Source organism: Saccharopolyspora terrae, assembly GCF_004348435.1.
Taxonomy (GTDB): domain Bacteria; phylum Actinomycetota; class Actinomycetes; order Mycobacteriales; family Pseudonocardiaceae; genus Saccharopolyspora; species Saccharopolyspora endophytica.
In genome coordinates this window covers 49,630-67,533 of record NZ_SMKS01000022.1, presented here as the reverse complement: position 1 = coordinate 67,533, position 17,904 = coordinate 49,630, and the positions used below count along the sequence as shown (strand labels likewise).

At 69.6% G+C, this 17,904-nt stretch carries 14 protein-coding genes and 1 riboswitch; of the genes, 13 read left to right on the top strand and 1 reads right to left on the bottom strand.

All coding sequences use genetic code 11. From position 1 onward, the window contains the following. The first annotated feature begins 487 nt into the window (after nt 1-487). The 12 genes from ftsZ (at nt 488) to E1181_RS14795 (ending at nt 13,049) form a co-directional block, all read left to right on the top strand. Nucleotides 488-1,936, top strand: a complete 1,449-nt coding sequence (gene ftsZ, locus E1181_RS14850; RefSeq protein WP_132675138.1) for a cell division protein FtsZ — start codon at nt 488-490, stop codon at nt 1,934-1,936. A 73-nt stretch (nt 1,937-2,009) separates the two neighbouring features. Then, nucleotides 2,010-2,720 (top strand): peptidoglycan editing factor PgeF, encoded by a 711-nt coding sequence (pgeF, locus tag E1181_RS14845; protein WP_132675136.1) that lies wholly within the window; start codon nt 2,010-2,012, stop codon nt 2,718-2,720. Then, nucleotides 2,717-3,451, top strand: a complete 735-nt coding sequence (locus tag E1181_RS14840) for a YggS family pyridoxal phosphate-dependent enzyme (RefSeq protein ID WP_132675134.1) — start codon at nt 2,717-2,719, stop codon at nt 3,449-3,451. The genes pgeF and E1181_RS14840 overlap by 4 nt, the downstream gene beginning before the upstream one ends. 71 nt (nt 3,452-3,522) lie before the next feature. Further along, the gene (locus E1181_RS14835; RefSeq protein WP_132675132.1) at nt 3,523-4,179 is read left to right on the top strand and encodes a cell division protein SepF; all 657 of its coding nucleotides are present in this window, start codon (nt 3,523-3,525) and stop codon (nt 4,177-4,179) included. Between the two features lie 20 nt (nt 4,180-4,199). Then, nucleotides 4,200-4,487 carry a YggT family protein gene (locus E1181_RS14830; RefSeq protein ID WP_093413156.1) on the top strand — a complete coding sequence of 96 codons (288 nt, stop codon included), beginning with the start codon at nt 4,200-4,202 and terminating at the stop codon, nt 4,485-4,487. A gap of 51 nt (nt 4,488-4,538) precedes the next feature. Further along, nucleotides 4,539-5,381, top strand: coding sequence for a DivIVA-like cell division protein Wag31 (gene wag31 / locus E1181_RS14825; RefSeq protein ID WP_132675130.1), 843 nt, complete (start codon nt 4,539-4,541; stop codon nt 5,379-5,381). Nucleotides 5,382-5,477: 96 nt separating this feature from the next. After that, complete coding sequence (locus tag E1181_RS14820) at nt 5,478-5,894, top strand: hypothetical protein (RefSeq protein ID WP_132675128.1); 417 nt, start codon at nt 5,478-5,480, stop codon at nt 5,892-5,894. 256 nt (nt 5,895-6,150) lie between these two features. After that, on the top strand, nt 6,151-9,303 hold the full coding sequence (gene ileS, locus E1181_RS14815) for an isoleucine--tRNA ligase (protein ID WP_132675126.1): 3,153 nt from the start codon (nt 6,151-6,153) through the stop codon (nt 9,301-9,303). A gap of 156 nt (nt 9,304-9,459) precedes the next feature. Further along, nucleotides 9,460-9,575, top strand: a riboswitch (SAM riboswitch). A 34-nt stretch (nt 9,576-9,609) separates the two neighbouring features. Then, the gene (locus E1181_RS14810) at nt 9,610-10,932 is read left to right on the top strand and encodes an aminotransferase class V-fold PLP-dependent enzyme (RefSeq protein WP_132675124.1); all 1,323 of its coding nucleotides are present in this window, start codon (nt 9,610-9,612) and stop codon (nt 10,930-10,932) included. Between the two features lie 254 nt (nt 10,933-11,186). Beyond that, on the top strand, nt 11,187-11,795 hold the full coding sequence (gene lspA / locus E1181_RS14805; RefSeq protein WP_328590887.1) for a signal peptidase II: 609 nt from the start codon (nt 11,187-11,189) through the stop codon (nt 11,793-11,795). A 41-nt stretch (nt 11,796-11,836) separates the two neighbouring features. Further along, nucleotides 11,837-12,730, top strand: a complete 894-nt coding sequence (locus E1181_RS14800) for an RluA family pseudouridine synthase (protein ID WP_132675172.1) — start codon at nt 11,837-11,839, stop codon at nt 12,728-12,730. Between the two features lie 34 nt (nt 12,731-12,764). Beyond that, complete coding sequence (locus tag E1181_RS14795) at nt 12,765-13,049, top strand: hypothetical protein (RefSeq protein ID WP_132675120.1); 285 nt, start codon at nt 12,765-12,767, stop codon at nt 13,047-13,049. A 63-nt stretch (nt 13,050-13,112) separates the two neighbouring features. Here the strand turns inward: E1181_RS14795 and E1181_RS14790 are convergent, their stop codons facing one another. Continuing rightward, nucleotides 13,113-14,060: an AsnC family protein gene (locus E1181_RS14790; RefSeq protein ID WP_165944631.1), complete on the bottom strand. Its 948-nt coding sequence runs from the start codon at nt 14,058-14,060 to the stop codon at nt 13,113-13,115. 196 nt (nt 14,061-14,256) lie between these two features. Between E1181_RS14790 and dnaE the strand changes: the two genes are divergently transcribed. Continuing rightward, a complete protein-coding gene (dnaE, locus tag E1181_RS14785; protein ID WP_132675118.1) occupies nt 14,257-17,841 on the top strand; it encodes a DNA polymerase III subunit alpha in 3,585 nt (1,194 codons plus the stop codon). The last annotated feature ends 63 nt before the right edge of the window (nt 17,842-17,904 follow it).

Here is a 17,904-nt window from a genome sequence, read left to right as displayed (position 1 = left end):
CTTCCTTCCCGATGTCTCGTTCCCTGCGAGCGGAGACGGTCGCAGGGAATCCAGACACCTGCAGTCCGGATTCCCCGGCGCTGTCCGCTGCGAAGAAGCCCGTTGTGGAATCGCGACTGCCTCAAACGAGTGAGCGGGTGGCCAGGTACGGTGTTCGTTGTGGTGATCACGTTCGCGGACGCGGTCATCGCAAGGGGAGGAACGAGAAACTGGGCTCGCTGCGGCAACGGGCGGACCCGCTGAGCAACACGGATGACGTCGGGCGGTACGACGAGGTGCACAGCACAGAACTGCTGCTACCGAAACCGGCGTGGCTGCTGGACGCAGGGGTGCGATCGCGCCTACGGTCCGGACCGGGCACGGGGTCGGATGCACGTCGAATCCCGCGCCGACGACCAGGGGGAGCCGCATCGGCGGCACCGGCTCAGCGGCCGTCCCGGCGGTCGATGCAGAGAGCACACCAGCCACGATCAGGAAGGCGGATCCGATGACGCCCCCGCACAACTATCTCGCGGTGATCAAAGTCGTCGGCATCGGTGGCGGCGGCGTCAACGCCGTGAACCGCATGATCGAGGTCGGGCTCAAAGGTGTTGAGTTCATCGCGGTGAACACCGACGCGCAGGCCCTGCTGATGTCCGATGCCGACGTCAAGCTCGACATCGGACGCGAGCTCACTCGCGGTCTCGGTGCCGGTGCGGCGCCGGAGGTCGGTCACAAGGCCGCCGAGGATCACGCCGAGGAGATCGAAGAGGTCCTCAAGGGCGCCGACATGGTGTTCGTGACCGCTGGTGAAGGCGGTGGCACCGGAACCGGTGGCGCCCCGGTGGTCGCCAACATCGCGCGCAAGCTCGGTGCGCTGACCATCGGTGTGGTCACCCGGCCGTTCTCCTTCGAGGGCAAGCGCCGCGCGTCCCAGGCCGAACAGGGCATCAAGGAGCTGCGCGACTGCTGCGACACCCTGATCGTCATCCCGAACGACCGGCTGCTGCAGCTCGGCGACATCGGCGTGAGCCTGATGGACGCCTTCCGCTCGGCCGACGAGGTCCTGCTCTCCGGTGTCCAGGGCATCACCGACCTGATCACCACGCCGGGTCTGATCAACCTCGACTTCGCCGACGTCAAGAGCGTCATGTCCGGAGCGGGCAGCGCCTTGATGGGCATCGGCTCGGCGAGGGGTGATGGCAGAGCCGTCGAAGCCGCGCAGAAGGCGATCAACTCGCCGCTGCTGGAGGCGTCGATGGAAGGCGCCCACGGAGTGCTGCTGGCCATAGCGGGCGGTTCGGATCTCGGCCTGTTCGAGATCAACGAGTCGGCGTCGCTGGTCCAGGAGTCCGCGCACCCCGAGGCCAACATCATCTTCGGTACGGTCATCGACGACTCGCTCGGCGACGAGGTCCGGGTCACGGTGATCGCCGCCGGGTTCGACTCCGGCACGCCGACGCACAAGAAGCTCGAACCGACGCGCGTCGGTGGTCGCAGCGAGGAGGCCGAGGCGCCCGCGCCGAAGGCCGAGAAGCCCGCTGCCCCGGAGAGCACCGAGACCCAGCAGGCCGCCCCGGCCCAGCCGAGCGCCCCGGCGCCCGCGCAGCCGGCTCCGGCTCAGCCGGTCCAGCAGTCGGCGCCCGCACCGGCTCCGGCGGCTCCGCAGACCGAGCAGCAGCCCCCGGCTCCGCAGCAGCCGACCACGCCGCAGCAGACCGGTTTCCCGCAGCAGAGCCCGCAGCCGAGCCAGCCGCAGAGCCCGCAGCCGCGGTCCTACGGCAGCGACGGTTCGTCCACCGGGCAGCAGGGCGTGTCGGTGCCCGGTCGCCCCAGCGGCGGCTACCCGACGCACTCCACCGGCGTCTCGCGCCCCGGTGGGCTGCCGAACCGCGCCGTGCCGGTGAGTGACGACACCGACGACGACGTCGACATTCCGCCGTTCATGCGGCGCTGACGCATGAGCGAGAATCGACACCGGGGACCGCGGGTTCCCGGTGTCGATTTTTCTTTTTCAGGAGGCTGGGCAAGTGCGGATTCGGCGCGTGACCACCACGCGGGAGGGCGGTAGCTCCAAGGCTCCGTTCGACTCCTTCAACCTCGGCGGCAGGGTCGGCGACGAGCCGGAGGCGCTCGCGGCCAACACGCGCAAGCTGGCGGAGGGGATCGGCCTGCCCGAGGACCACCTCGTGTGGATGGAGCAGATCCACGGCCGCACCGCGACCATCGTGGACGGCCCGCAGCCGGCGGCGGTGGAGGCCTCCGACGCGCTCGTGACGGCTCAGCCGGGGCTCGCGCTGGTCGCCCTGACCGCTGACTGCGTTCCGGTGCTGCTGGGCGACCCCGAGGCCGGGGTGATCTCCGCGGTGCACGCCGGGCGCGTGGGCGCGCGCGTGGGAGTCCTTCCGGCGGCGCTGAAGTCGATGCGCGAGGCCGGTGCGCAGCTCGACCGGGTGGAGGCCCTGATCGGGCCCGCGGCCTGCGGTGCTTGCTACGAGGTGCCGCCGGAGATGCAGGCCGATGTGGAGGAGCACCTTCCGGGCAGCGCCTGCAAGACCCGCAAGGGCACCGCCGGGCTCGACCTGCGGGCCGGGTTGTTCGAGCAGCTCGCGCAGGTCGGCATCGCCAAGATCGGCGTCGATCCGCGCTGCACCATGGAGACCCGGGAGCTGTTCAGCCACCGCCGCGACAACGGCAAGACCGGGCGCTTCGCCTCGGTGATCTGGATGGACGAGTCGTGACGCCCGAAGAACGTCGCGCGGAGCTGGCCGAGTCGCTGGCGGAGGTCCGGGAGCGCTTGGCGAAGGCGTGCCACGCCGCCGGCCGGTCTCCGGAGGACGTCGAGCTGCTCGCTGTGACCAAGACCTTCCCCGCGTCCGATGTGGCTCTTCTCTCCGATCTCGGGCTGTCGGCCTTCGCCGAGAACCGGGAGCAGGAGGCGCGCGGCAAGGTTTCGGAGTTCGCCGAGCTCCGGCCGCAGGCCGCGCGGCGCTGGCACATGGTCGGTCAGTTGCAGCGGAACAAGGCTCGCGCGGTGGCCCGCTGGGCGGACGTCGTCGAGTCTGTCGACAGCGAACGGCTCGCCGAAGCGCTTTCCCGCGCAACCACCAACGCCCTCGAAACGGGCGAGCGGGAGCGCCCTTTGGACGTGTTGGTGCAGGTCAGCTTGGACGGAACCACCGGAAGAGGCGGCTGCGCGCCGGAGGATGTTCCCCGACTCGCCGACATGATCACGCGAACGAGCGATCTTCGGTTGCGGGGAGTGATGGCAGTCGCTCCGCTCGGCGGCGATGCGGACGTGTCGTTCGACACACTTTCGTCGATCTCCGAGCGCTTGCGCGTTGATCACCCGGAAGCTGTGGATGTGTCGGCGGGGATGTCCGGTGACCTGGAAAGTGCCGTTGCCCACGGCTCGACCAGGGTGCGTGTCGGAACCGCGCTGCTCGGCGGGCGGCGGTTAACCTCGCCGTAGCCGTCAAAAGGGGGTCGAAGGCCGGCCACCTCGTGCTCGGTGTCAGGGAGCCGCAGAGGAAGGGCATGCCGATGAGCGCTCTGCACAAGTTGAAGGCCTACTTCGGCATGGTCCCGGCCGACGAGGTGGACGAGTACGAGGACGAGATCGCCTACCGCGAGCGGTACGACGATGATCGTCCTGCGTACGACTCCCGTCCGACCTACAGCGACCGGGCCGCGTACGACGAAGCCCGGGGAGCGCCCCGGCGCAGGTCGGCCGGCACCCGCGGCGGTTTTCAAGCCGACGCGGAGACCGAGTCCTACGCCGAGGAGTTCCGGGAGCCGCCGCGACCGCGGCGGCAGTGGGCGTCCGAGACGCCGTCGCGCAGCACTCTGCCCAACGATCAGCCGCGAAGTGACAGCGTTTCGCGTCTGCGGGCGGTGACCGACACAGGTACTCAGTTCAACTTGAGTAAGATCACAACTCTGCATCCGCGCAGCTACAGCGAAGCGCGGACCATCGGCGAGCAGTACCGAGACGGCACGCCGGTGATCATGAACCTGACCGAGATGGAGGAGGCCGACGCGAAGCGTCTGGTCGACTTCGCCGCAGGTCTGGCGTTCGCGATGCGGGGTTCGATCGAGAAGGTCACCAACCGGGTGTTCTTGCTCTCACCGCCGAACGTCGACGTCGCGGCGGAGGACAAGCGACGGCTAGCAGAGGGGGCCTTTTTCAACTACGGGTGAGTGGTGGCACAGTTGAAGGCGTGAACCCGGTGCAGATCGTCCTGTTCTACGTTCTGTTCTTCTTCTGGCTCCTGCTCACGGCGCGTATCGTGGTGGAACTCGTGCGAGTGTTCGCCCGCGATTGGCGACCCGTTGGGGGGGTTGCAATCGCGTTGGAGAGCATCTACACAGTGACCGACCCACCCGTAAAGTTGGTGCGTCGGGTGATTCCGACGGTCCGGATCGGCGGCGTCGGACTGGACCTATCGATTATGGTGCTGCTGCTGGTCGTGTTCATACTGATGCGACTGGTGCAACCGGCCGGGTGACGGGGAACCCGACCGACCCGCAGCTGCCGAAGGAGTGCGTGAGGTGATCTTGTGGGCCTGACCCCCGCCGACGTGCATAACGTCGCGTTCAGCAAACCTCCGATCGGCAAGCGGGGCTACAACGAGGACGAGGTGGATGCATTCCTCGACCTGGTTGAAGCCGAGCTTGCCCGGCTGGTTGAGGAGAACAACGACCTGCGTGGCCAGGTGGAGCAGCTGGAGTCCCAGCTGCAGTCGGCCCAGGTCGACCTGGACGACGCCCGTAGCCAGGCTGCGTCCGCTGCTGCCTCGACCCCAGCCGCCCCACCGGAGGAACCGCGCCGGCTCACCCCGGTCCCGGCGCCGACCGCTGCCGAGCAGACCTCTCCGGGCGGTGATCACCACGTGCAGGCCGCCAAGGTTCTGGGCCTCGCGCAGGAGATGGCCGACCGGCTGACCGGTGAGGCCAAGGCCGAGGCCGACGGCATGTTGTCCGAGGCCCGGACGAAGTCGGAGCAGCTGCTGTCGGAGGCTCGTTCGAAGTCCGACAGCATGGTCAACGAATCTCGGACCCGAGCCGAGACGATGCTCAACGACGCCCGAACCCGGGCGGAAACGCTTGAGCGGCAGGCGCGCGACAAGGCCGCCAGCCTGGAACGCGATGCGCAGCGCAAGCACGCTGAGGTGATGGGCAACATCACCAACGAGAAGAACGCCCTCGAGAAGAAGATCGAGACTCTCCGCACGTTCGAGCGCGAGTACCGCACTCGACTGCAGACCTACCTGGAGTCTCAGCTTCGCGAACTGCAGGACCGAGGCTCTGCCGCGCCAGCGGAGAGCAGCAGCAGCGGAAGCCGTTCGGGACAGCAGGCCACCAGCTACAGCTTCGGGGCCAGGGCGGCCGAAGCGGGCTGATTCCCCGTTCAAGACTTGGCACACCGGCGGTGATGGGTCGTGGCCCGTCACCGCCGGTGTCTGTCGAGAGGGGAACGGCGAGAGACGGGAAAGCTAGTGCTGCTGGTCGTTCTGCTGCTGGTCCTGGTGGCCGCCGCGACGTTGGTGGCGGCGGTGCTCGGCGGAGGCTCCGGCCTCGCGTGGATCTCGGTCCTGGCCAGCGCTCTCGGGGCGGCGCTGCTGATCGCAGACCGGATCAGGGCCCGTCGAGGGAGCACGAAGACCGCCCCGGCCCGGCCTCTGGGCGCGGAGCCGGGTGAGGAACGCAGCAACGCGGCCGAGGCGGCCGATCCGGACGCCGAGGTCGTGGTGGTCGACGAACGTCCGCGCTACCACGTGCGGACCTGCGAGTGGCTCGGTGACGCGGAGACGCTGTCGCTGAAGCTCGGCGAGGCGCGGGAGCTCGGCTTCACGCCGTGCGCCCGGTGCGCGCCCAACGCGACGATCGCGGCGGAGTCCGGCCGGAGCCGGTGAAAACCACTGGCGAGATCCCGGTACTCTGTGAAGACCAGGCGTTGATCCGGCCATCACCGGGGAGCCTCCGGAAGAACGGGCACCTGCGGGCGCCTCAGTAGAACCGGACGGGTCCGGCCCGTCACAGCCGGCAATCGAGTGGCCGTCGGCGTTCGCGCCGCCGGCAAGCGGGGTGGTACCGCGGTGCCCGGTGAGTCCGGGACGTCGTCCCCGTCCTCCAGGGCGGCAACGACACATTGCGAGGAGCAGCTCCGCGATGGCATACCCCAAGGTTTCCTTCGGCGCGTCCGATGAGCGCGGCGTGGCGGCCCAGCCCGCGTTCCCGGCGATCGAACGCCAGGTGCTGGACTTCTGGGCCGACGACAAGACCTTCCGCGCCTCCATCGACGCGCGCGAGGCGGGCCACAACGGCTCCAACGAGTACGTCTTCTACGACGGCCCGCCGTTCGCCAACGGCCTGCCGCACTACGGCCACCTGCTCACCGGCTACGTCAAGGACGCGGTTCCGCGCTACCAGACGATGCGCGGCAAGCGGGTCGAGCGCCGGTTCGGCTGGGACACCCACGGCTTGCCCGCCGAGGTCGAGGCGGAGAAGCAGCTCGGCATCACCTCGAAGTCCGAGATCGACAACATGGGCATCGCCGCGTTCAACGAGGCGTGCAAGACCTCCGTGCTGCGCTACACCGCCGAGTGGGAGGACTACGTCACCCGCCAGGCGCGCTGGGTGGACTTCGAGAACGACTACAAGACGCTCGACCTGGACTACATGGAAAGCGTCATGTGGGCGTTCAAGACCCTGTGGGACAAGGGTCTGGTCTACGAGGGGTACCGGGTCCTCTGGTACTGCTGGCGCTGCGAGACGCCGCTGTCCAACACCGAGACCCGCATGGACGACGGCTACCGGCCGCGCCAGGACCCGGCGGTGACGGTGGGCCTGCGCCTGACCGCGCCCGGGACGGACCTCGACGGCGCGCTGGCGCTGGTGTGGACGACGACGCCGTGGACCCTGCCGTCCAACCTGGCCGCCGCCGTGCACCCCGAGGTCGACTACGCGCTGGTCGCGCCCGCCGAGAGCACCGAGCGCTACCTGCTCGCCGAAGCGCGGTTGCCCGCCTACGCCCGCGAGCTCGGCGAGGACATCGCCGACCGCGTCGTGGCCCGGTACAAGGGCTCGGACCTGCTGGGCACTGGCTACGAGCCGCCGTTCGACTTCTTCGTCGGCCGGGAGAACGCCCACCAGGTGCTGGCCGCCGACTACGTCACCACCGACGACGGCACCGGGATCGTGCACATCGCACCGGCTTTCGGTGAGGACGACAAGCTCGTCACCGACGCCGCCGACATCGTGCCGGTCGTCCCGGTGGACGCGCACGGCAAGTTCACCGCCGAGGTGCCGCCGTTCGAGGGCATGCAGGTCTTCGACGCCAACAAGCACATCGCCCGCGACCTCAAGGACCGCGGTCTGCTGCTGCGCCACGAGACCTACGACCACCAGTACCCGCACTGCTGGCGCTGCGACAACGCGCTGATCCAGCGGGCGGTGTCGTCCTGGTTCGTGGCCGTGAGCCAGTTCAAGGACCGGATGGTCGAGCTCAACAAGCACATCAACTGGGTTCCCTCGCACATCCGCGACGGCCAGTTCGGCAAGTGGCTGGAGAACGCCCGCGACTGGAACATCTCGCGGAACCGGTACTGGGGTTCGCCGATCCCGGTGTGGGTCTCCGACGACCCCGAGCACCCGCGCACCGACGTCTACGGTTCGCTGGACGAGCTCGAACGCGACTTCGGGGTGCGGCCGACGAACCTGCACCGCCCGGAGATCGACGAGCTGACCCGGCCCAACCCGGACGACCCGACCGGCAAGTCGACGATGCGCCGGGTGCCGGAGGTGCTGGACTGCTGGTTCGAGTCGGGCTCGATGCCGTTCGCGCAGGTCCACTACCCGATGGAGAACGCGGAGTGGTTCGAGCACCACTTCCCGGGTGACTTCATCGTCGAGTACCACGGCCAGACCCGCGGCTGGTTCTACACGCTGCACGTGCTGGCCACGGCGCTGTTCGACCGGCCGGCGTTCAGCAACGTGGTGGCGCACGGCATCGTGCTGGGCCACGACGGGCTGAAGATGTCGAAGTCCAAGAAGAACTACCCGGACGTCAACGAGGTCTTCGACCGCGACGGTTCCGACGCGATGCGCTGGTTCCTGATGTCGAGCCCGATCCTGCGCGGCGGCGACCTGGTCGTCACCGAGCGGGGCATCCGGGACGCGGTGCGCCAGGCGGTGCTGCCGCTGTGGAACTCCTGGTACTTCCTCGCGCTCTACGCCAACGCCGAGGGCGTCAGCGGGGAGTTCCGCACCGACAGCGAGCACGTGCTCGACCGCTACGTGCTGGCCAAGACCCACGAGCTGGTCGGCGACGTGCAGTCCTCGATGGACTCGCTGGACCTGGCGACCGCGACCGCGAACGTGCGGGAGTTCCTGGAGGTGCTGACCAACTGGTACGTGCGCCGCTCCCGGGACCGGTTCTGGGCGGGCGACAAGGACGCGATCGACACGCTGCACACCGTGCTGGAGGTGACCTGCCGGGTGGTGGCCCCGCTGCTGCCGCTGACCGCCGAGGCGGTGTGGCGCGGGCTCACCGGCGGCCGCTCGGTGCACCTGACCGACTGGCCGCTCGTGGACGAGCTGCCCGCGGACGCCGCGCTGGTGTCGGCGATGGACCAGGTGCGGCAGGTGTGCTCCTCGGCGCTGGCGCTGCGCAAGTCCAACAAGCTGCGGGTCCGGCTGCCGCTGGCCTCGCTGGTGGTGGCCACGCCGGAGGCCGAGGCGCTGCGCCCGTTCGCCGACCTGATCAGCGACGAGGTCAACGTCAAGGGCCTGGAGCTGAGCACCGACGTGGCCGCGCACGGTCACTTCGAGATCGCGGTCAACGCCCGCGCGGCCGGTCCGCGGTTGGGCAAGGACGTGCAGACCGTGATCAAGGCCGTCAAGGCCGGTGATTGGCAGCACCGCGGGTCCACTGTGGTCGCCGCCGGCATCGAGCTGCAGGAGGGCGAGTTCACCGAGCGGCTGGTCTCGACCGACTCCGGTGCCGCTGCGGCGCTGCCGGGCGGTGACGGGCTGGTCGTGCTGGACACCGACGTCACGCCGGAGCTGGCGGCCGAGGGCTTGGCCCGCGACGTCGTCCGGGTGATCCAGAACGCCCGCAAGGACGCCGGTTTCGAGGTCTCGGACCGCATCACGGTCGTCGTCGAGGCCCCGGCCGAGGTGGTCGAGGCGGTCGAGGCGCACCGCGAGTTCATCGCGGGCGAGACCCTCGCCGACGCGGTCAACCCCGGCGACGCGGCCGACGCCGCCATCGGCACCGTCGGCGACGGCGTGGAGGTCAAGGTCGCGGTCTCCCGCGTCTGATCCCGCTTTCGCGCGTCGAGGCCCCGGGAGCCCGCTCCCGGGGCCTCTTTCGCGCGACAGGGATGAACCGTTCATGATCGGGCTCGATCGCCCGTTGCCCACGAAGTGGGACGGCGTTGTCGTGGAGCGGGGTGAGGCGCTAGCCTTCGCCGCGAAGGTCATGAGTGCCAGCGTCAAGCCCCGGCTTGCTGGCCGGCAACCCTCCTACCGCGGTGGGGTGCCCCGGGTGAAGACCTGGCCGGTCGCGCAGTGCGGCTCGGCAAGCGCGGGCCCGCCGAGGGCCCTCGAGGCCCCGGGAGGGTCGCGATGTCTTCAGCCGTCATCGATGTTCCGAGCCAGTCCGTCGCCGTTCCCGGCGTGGTCGGATCCGGACTGCGAGTTCCCCTGGTCACCGGCGGAACCGCGAACTACGCCAACCTCGACCACGCCGCCAGCGCCCCCTGCCTGTCGGCCGTGCGCGACGCCGTGGACGAGCTGCTGCCGTACTACGCCAGCGTGCACCGGGGTGCCGGGTTCGCCTCGCAGGTGTGCACCCGGGTCTACGAGGGCGCGCGCCAGGTGCTGCTGGACTTCGCCGGAGCCCGCCAGGGCGACGAGGTCGTGTTCACCCGCAACACCACCGACGCGCTGAACCTGCTGGCCTCGGCCGTCCCGCGCGGCACCTCGGTGGTCGTGTTCGACACCGTGCACCACGCCGCGCTGCTGCCCTGGCGCAACGTCCGCCGCATCCCCGCTCCCGAGACGCCCGCCGACGCGGTCGCCGCCCTGGACGCGGCGCTGGGCGAGTGCCCGGAGGGGCCGCGGCTGGCCGTGCTGACCGGGGCCTGCAACGTCACCGGCGAGCTGTGGCCGGTCGCCGAGCTCGCCCGCGTCGCCCGCCGCCGGGGAGCCCGGACCGTGCTGGACGCCGCGCAGCTCGCGCCGCACCGCCCGATCCGCCTCGCCGAGCTCGACGTCGACTACGCCGCCTTGTCCGGCCACAAGCTCTACGCCCCCTTCGGCGCCGGGGCCCTGATCGGCCGCGCCGACTGGCTCAACGCCGCGGACCCCTACCTCGCCGGGGGTGGCGCGACCCGCGCGGTCAACGAGCGCGCGGTCAGCTGGACCACCGGTCCCGAGCGGCACGAGGCGGGCTCGCCCAACACCGTCGGCGTGCACGCCCTGGCCACCGCCTGCCGCACCTTCGCCACCCGGTGGGAGGGCGTCGTCGAGCACGAGTCCTCGCTGCTCAGCCGCCTGCGCGCGGGTCTGGCCGAGATCCCCGGGCTGCGCGAGCTGAGCCTGTTCGGCACCGGGCACGACCGGGTGGGCGTCGTCAGCTTCACCATCGACGGGCAGGACCCGGGCCTGATCGCCGCCGCGCTGTCGGCCGAGCACGCCATCGGCGTCCGCGACGGCCTGTTCTGCGCCCACCTGGGCACCAAGAACCTGCTGGCCCGAGCGGGTGCGGACGCCGAGCGGGCGCTGCGCGTCAGCATCGGTCTCGGCACCACGGCCGAGCACGTCGACCGCCTCGTCGCGGCCCTGAAGTCCCTGGTCGCCGAGGGGCCCGCGACGACCTACCGGCAGGTGGACGGCCGCTGGGAGCCCGTCGACGACCAGCGCCCGCTACCGCCGTTCCTGCCCTGAACGAGCGACAGAAGTCGAATTTCGCGCGAAATTCGACGGCGGCGCCCCAAGGTCGAATTTCGCGCGAAATTCGAAACGCAGGCTCGAATCGGGCCTTGAACTGCACAGACACTCCCGGGCGCGTGGGGGGATTCGAATTTCGCGCGAAATTCGAAGGTGAAGTTTCGGCGTCGAACTTCGCGCGAAGTTCGACTGAGCCCGGGCGTGGCGGTCCTGGTGCGCCGGTGTTCATCCGGGTCGGGGACAATGGTGGCGTGAGCACCGAGCACCCACCCTCTGAGCAGGCGTCCTCCACGTCGGAGTCCGCCGGGACCAACCCGCCCGCGGACGCACCGAAGGGTGCGCCCCGGAAGCTGCTGGCGCTGCTGTTCGGAGTGGCGGCGGTCGGGCTGGCCCTGGACGTGGTGACCAAGATCGCCGTGGTCGCCAACCTGGAGGGCAACCCGCCGGTGAAGGTGCTCGGCGGCCTGTTCTACCTCGACGTGCTCCGCAACCCCGGTGCCGCGTTCTCGATGGCCACCGGCCTGACCTGGCTGCTCGCGCTGCTCGCCATCGCCGTGGTCGGCGTGATCGTGTGGCTGGCGCCGAAGCTGCGCTCGCCGGGCTGGGCCGTGGGCCTGGGCCTGGTGCTCGGCGGTGCCTGCGGCAACCTCGGCGACCGGCTGTTCCGGGCCCCCGGCCCGCTGCAGGGCCACGTGGTGGACTTCCTGTCCTTCCTGGCGCCCGGTGGCCAGGTGTTCCCGGTGTTCAACGTCGCGGACAGCTGCATCACCTGCGGCGGCATCCTCGTGGTGCTGCTGTCGCTGCTGGGCCGCGACTTCGACGGGACGATCCACCGCAAGCAGAAGGCCGACAAGTCGTGAGCGAACTCCGCAACCTCCCCGTGCCGGAGGGCTTGGAAGGCATGCGGATCGACGCGGGCCTGTCCAAGCTGCTCGGCCTGTCCCGCAGCGCCGTGGCCGGACTCGCCGAGGCCGGTGACGTGCTGGTCGACGGCAGCCCGGCGGGCAAGTCCGACCGGCTGATCGCCGGCTCCTGGCTGGAGATCACCCTGCCTGCCGCCGAGCAGCCGCTGCAGGTGGTGGCCGTGCCGGTCGAGGGCATGAAGATCCTGCACCAGGACGACGACATCGTCGTGATCGACAAGCCGATCGGCGTCGCCGTCCACCCCAGCCCCGGCTGGGAGGGCCCGACCGTCGTCGGCGGCCTGGCCGCGGCGGGCGTGCAGATCGCCACCTCGGGCGCCGCGGAGCGCCAGGGCGTCGTGCACCGCCTCGACGCGGGCACGACCGGCGTGATGGTGGTCGCCAAGAGCGAGCACGCCTACACGGTGCTCAAGCGCGCGTTCAAGGAGCGCACCGTCGAGAAGCGCTACCACGCGGTCGTGCAGGGCCTGCCCGACCCGAGCCGGGGCACCATCGACGCCCCGATCGACCGGCACCCGCGGCACGACTACAAGTTCGCGGTGGTCACCGGCGGCAAGCCGAGCATCACCCACTACCAGACGGTGGAGGCGTTCCGCGCCGCCTCGCTGATCGACGTCAAGCTGGAAACCGGCCGCACCCACCAGATCCGGGTGCACTTCTCGGCGATCAAGCACCCCTGCGTCGGCGACCTCACCTACGGCGCCGATCCGGTGCTGGCCCGGCGGCTGGCCATCACCCGGCAGTGGCTGCACGCCCGGAGCCTGGCCTTCGAACACCCCTCGGGCGGGTGGGTCCAGTTCGAGAGCGAGTACCCGGACGACTTGCAGAACGCACTGGACGAGTTGCGCGATCAGGACGGCTGGACCGGGTAACGTGGTGATCGGATCGCGCGACGAAGGGGGTCCGATGGCTCAGGAATTTCAGGGATCGGACACGCCGACCCCGCCACGCGGCATGCCGGTGATCGACCCGCAGGCCGATCTGGACACTCCGCCGGAGGGGCTGAACAGCCTCGGCGAGGTGATCAGCGCGCAGGACGTCGGCCCGGCCACGCCCTCGGTCATCGGCGAGCCCGAGCCCGACCTCCCCAAAAACGACGCCGGCGACTGGCCGACGCTGCAGTACCGCAGCAAGCAGCGTCCCGAGAAGTCCCGGCGCAACCCGCTGGACTTCTTCCGCCGCGACTCCTGAGATCCGCTCACTCGGCGGTGCGAGCGGCGGAAACCGCAGCTGCGTCGCGCTTCTCGCGCGACCCTAGAGGTCGGTGATGTCCCAGAGGAGCGTGCGCTGCTGGTCGCCGGGTTGCGGGGTCCAGCGGACCGCTGAGAGCACCGTGGATTCCGGGAGCACGTAAACCGTGTGGCCACCGGCTGTTTCGCCGGGCTGCACGCCCATCCGGTGCGGTGGGCGCGACGACATCGACACCGGGGCCTTGGCCACCGGAGAACCGTCCTCGGTGACCAGTTCCAGGTACATGTCGGGCAGCGACGCGAACGGCACCTGACCGTGGTTGGTCAGCTCGGTGTGCACCACGACGGAGCGCTCACCGGGCTGGAGCTCGTACCCGGCCGCGGTGAACAGGAAGTCCGCCGGGTCGACGACCTCGATGAGCTGGATGCTGATCTGCTCGCCCGAGACGCCTTGGACGTCCAGCTTGGTGCCGACCTTGCCGGTCGGGGCAGGTGCCGGAGCCGCCGGCTGATCACCGCGCGCCCACGCGGCCGAGCCGGGAGGCCCCCACGTGCTCATCGGCGGCGTCGGCGCGACCGGCTGCTGCGGGTGGGGCATCTGATGTGGCCCGGAGACCGGGTACGGCCCGGAGACCGGGTACGGCCCTGAGGCCGGGTACGGCCCGGGCACCTGGTGCGGGCTGGAGACCGGGTACGGACCGGACACCTGGTGCGGACCCGAGACCTGGTACGGACCGGACATCGGGTGCTGACCGGGTGCCACCGGGTACGGACCGCTCGCCGCGTTCTGCGCCGCCCACTGCTGAGCTGCGGCGACGGCGTTGCGGATGCCCTGCTGATCGCACTCGACCCCGACGATCAGGGGCAGCCCGGTGGTGGACAGCGCGGCGAGTCGCGCCGCGACGTCGCGCACGTCCATGCCGAGCCGCCCGGCGATGTCCGGGACCGCCGCTCGGCCCATCTCTGCCACGACGCTCAGCAGGCGCACATCCACGGGATCAGGGCCAGTCACGTCGTCCCACGCTACCCGGTCGGGCAGGCGCGTGGTGGTGAGGCACGAGTTCCGCGACACCGACGCCGACCTGCGCATGATCTGCGACACGCCGGGCGCGTGAACACCGCGCAACGCCTGGGGGAATCGGCGGTGACGTCGGTGCCCGGAGTTAGGCTGGCAGCTCTCGAATACCGCCGCGAAGGAGGACTTCTCCGTGTCTGTCGACCCCTTCGTTCACCTGCACGTGCACACCGAGTACTCCATGCTCGACGGTGCGGCGAAGGTGGGTGCGCTGTTCGCGGAGGCGCAGCGGCTCGGGATGCCGGCGGTCGCGATGACCGACCACGGCAACATGTTCGGCGCGGACGAGTTCTACCAGCAGGCGCGCAAGACCGGCATCAAGCCGATCATCGGGATCGAGGCGTACCTGGCGCCGCACAACCGATTCCACAAGAAGCCGGTGTTCTGGGGCGAGGCCAAGCAGCGCGGCACCGACGAGTTCGGCGAGGGCGGTGACGTCTCGGGCGCGGGCGCCTACACGCACATGACGATGTTCGCCCGCAACGCCACCGGCCTGCGCAACCTGTTCACCTTGTCCAGCCGCGCGAGCTTCGAGGGCATGTACCGCAAGCCGCGCATGGACCGGGAGCTGATCAGCGAGCACTCCGAGGGGGTCATCGCGACCACCGGGTGCCCGTCCGGTGAGGTGCAGACGCGGTTGCGCCTGCGGCAGTACGACCGGGCGTTGCAGGCCGCGGCCGACTACCGGGACATCTTCGGCAAGGACCACTTCTTCCTGGAGCTGATGGACCACGGGCTGCCGATCGAGCGGTCCGTGCGCGAGGGGCTGCTGAAGATCGCCGCTGAGCTCGATCTCAAGCCGCTGGCCACCAACGACAGCCACTACGTGACCGTTGACCAGGCCGATTCGCACGGTGCGCTGCTGTGCGTGCAGTCGGGCAAGACGCTGTCCGACGACAGCCGGTTCAAGTTCGACGGCGACGGCTACTACCTCAAGTCGGCCGAGGAGATGCGGGAGTACTGGGACTCCGAGGTCCCGGGCGCGGCGGACAACACGCTGCTGGTCGCCGAGATGGTGGAGTCCTACGAGGACGTCTGGTCCTTCCAGGACCGGATGCCGCGCGTGACCGACGGCAGCGGCAAGTCCGAGCGGGAGCTGCTGGAGGCCGAGGTCGAGCAGTACCTGCCGACCCGCTACCCGGACGGCGCGAGCCAGGAGTGCCTGGACCGGATCAAGACCGAGCTCGACGTCCTGGACACCAAGGGCTACTGCGCGTACTTCCTGGTGGTCGGTGACCTGACCCGGTGGGCCAAGTCGCAGGGCATCCACGTCGGACCGGGCCGCGGTTCGGCCGCGGGATCGCTGCTGGCCTACATCCTGCACATCACCAACCTGGACCCGCTGGAGCACGGCCTGATCTTCGAGCGGTTCCTGAACCCGGAGCGCGACTCCCCGCCCGACATCGACCTCGACTTCGACGACCGCCGTCGCGACGAGGTGCTGCAGTACGCGATCAACAAGTACGGCCGGGACAAGGTCGCCCAGGTCATCACCTTCGGCAAGATCAAGACGAAGGCGGCGATCAAGGACGCCGCCCGCGTCCACCACGGTCAGCCGGGCTTCGCGATCGCCGACAAGATCTCCAAGGCGCTGCCGCCGCCGATCGCGGCCAAGGACATCCCGCTGTCGGGCATCGTCGACCCGCAGCACGAGCGCTACACGGAGGCCTCCGAGGTCCGCACGCTGATCGAGACCGATCCGTCGGTGTCGCAGATCTTCGACACCGCGCGCGGGCTGGAGGGCCTGATCCGCAACGCCGGTGTGCACGCCTGCGCGGTGATCCTGTCCTCGCAGCCGCTGATGGGCACGGTGCCGCTGTGGGCGCGCGACGACGGTTCGATCATCACCGGCTGGGACTACCCGTCGTGCGAGGCCATCGGCCTGCTCAAGATGGACTTCCTGGGCCTGTCCAACCTCACCATCCTCGGCGACGCGCTCGAGATGGTGAAGGAGAACCACGACCTGGAGATCGACCTCTCCAAGCTCGCGCTCGACGACGCCAAGACCTACGAGCTGCTGGCGCGCGGCGAGAGCCTGGGCGTGTTCCAGCTCGAAGGTGGCGGCATGCGGGAGCTGCTCAAGCGCATGCAGCCCACCGAGTTCGGCGACGTGGTGGCGGCGAACGCGCTGTACCGGCCGGGCCCGATGGAGGTCAACGCGCACCTGGACTACGCCGACCGCAAGAACGGCAAGAAGCCGGTCGAGCCGATCCACCCCGAGCTCGACGAGCCGCTCAAGGACATCCTGGCCGAGACCTACGGTCTGATCGTCTACCAGGAGCAGATCATGGCGATCGCGCAGCGGGTCGCCGGGTACAGCCTCGGTCGAGCGGACATCCTGCGTCGCGCGATGGGCAAGAAGAAGAAGGAGGTCCTGGACCAGGAGTTCGAGGGCTTCCAGGCCGGGATGCGCGACCAGGGCTTCTCCGACGAGGCGATCGACAAGCTGTGGGCGACGGTCCTGCCGTTCGCCGGCTACGCGTTCAACAAGTCCCACGCGGCCGGTTACGCCCTGGTGGCGTACTGGACGGCCTACCTCAAGGCCAACTACCCGGCCGAGTACATGGCCGGGCTGCTGACCTCCAACGGTGACAACAAGGACAAGATGGCCGTCTACCTGGCGGAATGCCGCCGGATGGGCGTGCAGGTCCTGTCCCCGGACGTCAACGAGTCGAAGGAGACCTTCGCGGCGGTCTCCGGCAACATCCGCTTCGGCATGAGCGCGGTCCGCAACGTCGGTTCGAACGTGGTGGCCTCGATCGTCAAGAGCCGCGAGGAGCACGGGCGCTACACGTCGTTCACCGACTTCCTGGACAAGTCGGAGATCCTGGCGTGCAACAAGCGGGTCATCGAATCGCTGATCAAGGCGGGCGCGTTCGACTCGCTGCAGCACACCCGGATGTCGTTGTCGCAGCACCACGAGGCCGCGGTGGACGCGGTGATCGGGCTCAAGCGGCAGCGGGCGATGGGCCAGTTCGACCTGTTCGGGTCGGACGAATCCGACGACAGCGCAGAAGCATCGCCGCTGGCGCACCTGCAGTTCGGCGACGACGAGTGGCCGCGCAAGCAGCTGCTGGCCTACGAGCGCGAGATGCTGGGGCTCTACGTGTCGGCGCACCCGCTCGACGGTGCGCAGCGGCTGCTGGCGCCCTACCAGGACACCGGGATCGCCGAGCTCGTCGGCGGTGAGCGGGAGTCCGGCGGAGGCAAGGAGCAGATCAAGATCGCCGGGATGATCTCGGGGATCCAGCGGCGCATCAACAAGAACGGCCACCCGTGGGCGATCGTGACGCTGGAGGACCTGGACGCCTCGGTCGAGGTGCTGTTCTTCCCGAAGTCCTACGAGATGTTCGCCGACTGCCTGGTGGAGGACACCGCGCTGGCGGTCAAGGGCCGCATCAACGAGCGCGAGGGCACGATCAGCATCTTCGCCTCGGACGCGGTCCCGGTCGACATCTCGGCGGCCGAGACCGATCAGGGCGGCGATTCGGCGTTCGTGATCAAGGTGCCGGTGGGCAGGGTGGACCAGTCGCTGGTCAACGAGCTCAAGCGGACCCTGCAGGCGCATTCCGGCACGACCCCGGTGCACCTGAAGCTGCAGAGCCCGCGCGGGACGACGCGGTTGGCGCTGTCGAGCGACTTCTTCGTGTCGACGGAGAACGGCTTGCAGGGCGAGCTCAAGGGGCTTCTCGGGGCGGGTTGCTTCGAAGTGGCGTGATTCGTCGGGTTTGCGCTGAGAGGGCCCTCAGTCCGGTGTGACAAGCCGTTGTGAACGGTGTTC

Bases quoted from the DNA above. Each gene is read 5' to 3' on its own strand.
- ftsZ (WP_132675138.1), top strand. From the start codon at position 488: ATGACGCCCCCGCACAACTATCTCGCGGTGATCAAAGTCGTCGGCATC.
- E1181_RS14835 (WP_132675132.1), top strand. From the start codon at position 3,523: ATGAGCGCTCTGCACAAGTTGAAGGCCTACTTCGGCATGGTCCCGGCC.
- ileS (WP_132675126.1), top strand. From the start codon at position 6,151: ATGGCATACCCCAAGGTTTCCTTCGGCGCGTCCGATGAGCGCGGCGTG.
- E1181_RS14810 (WP_132675124.1), top strand. From the start codon at position 9,610: ATGTCTTCAGCCGTCATCGATGTTCCGAGCCAGTCCGTCGCCGTTCCC.
- E1181_RS14800 (WP_132675172.1), top strand. From the start codon at position 11,837: ATGCGGATCGACGCGGGCCTGTCCAAGCTGCTCGGCCTGTCCCGCAGC.
- E1181_RS14795 (WP_132675120.1), top strand. From the start codon at position 12,765: ATGGCTCAGGAATTTCAGGGATCGGACACGCCGACCCCGCCACGCGGC.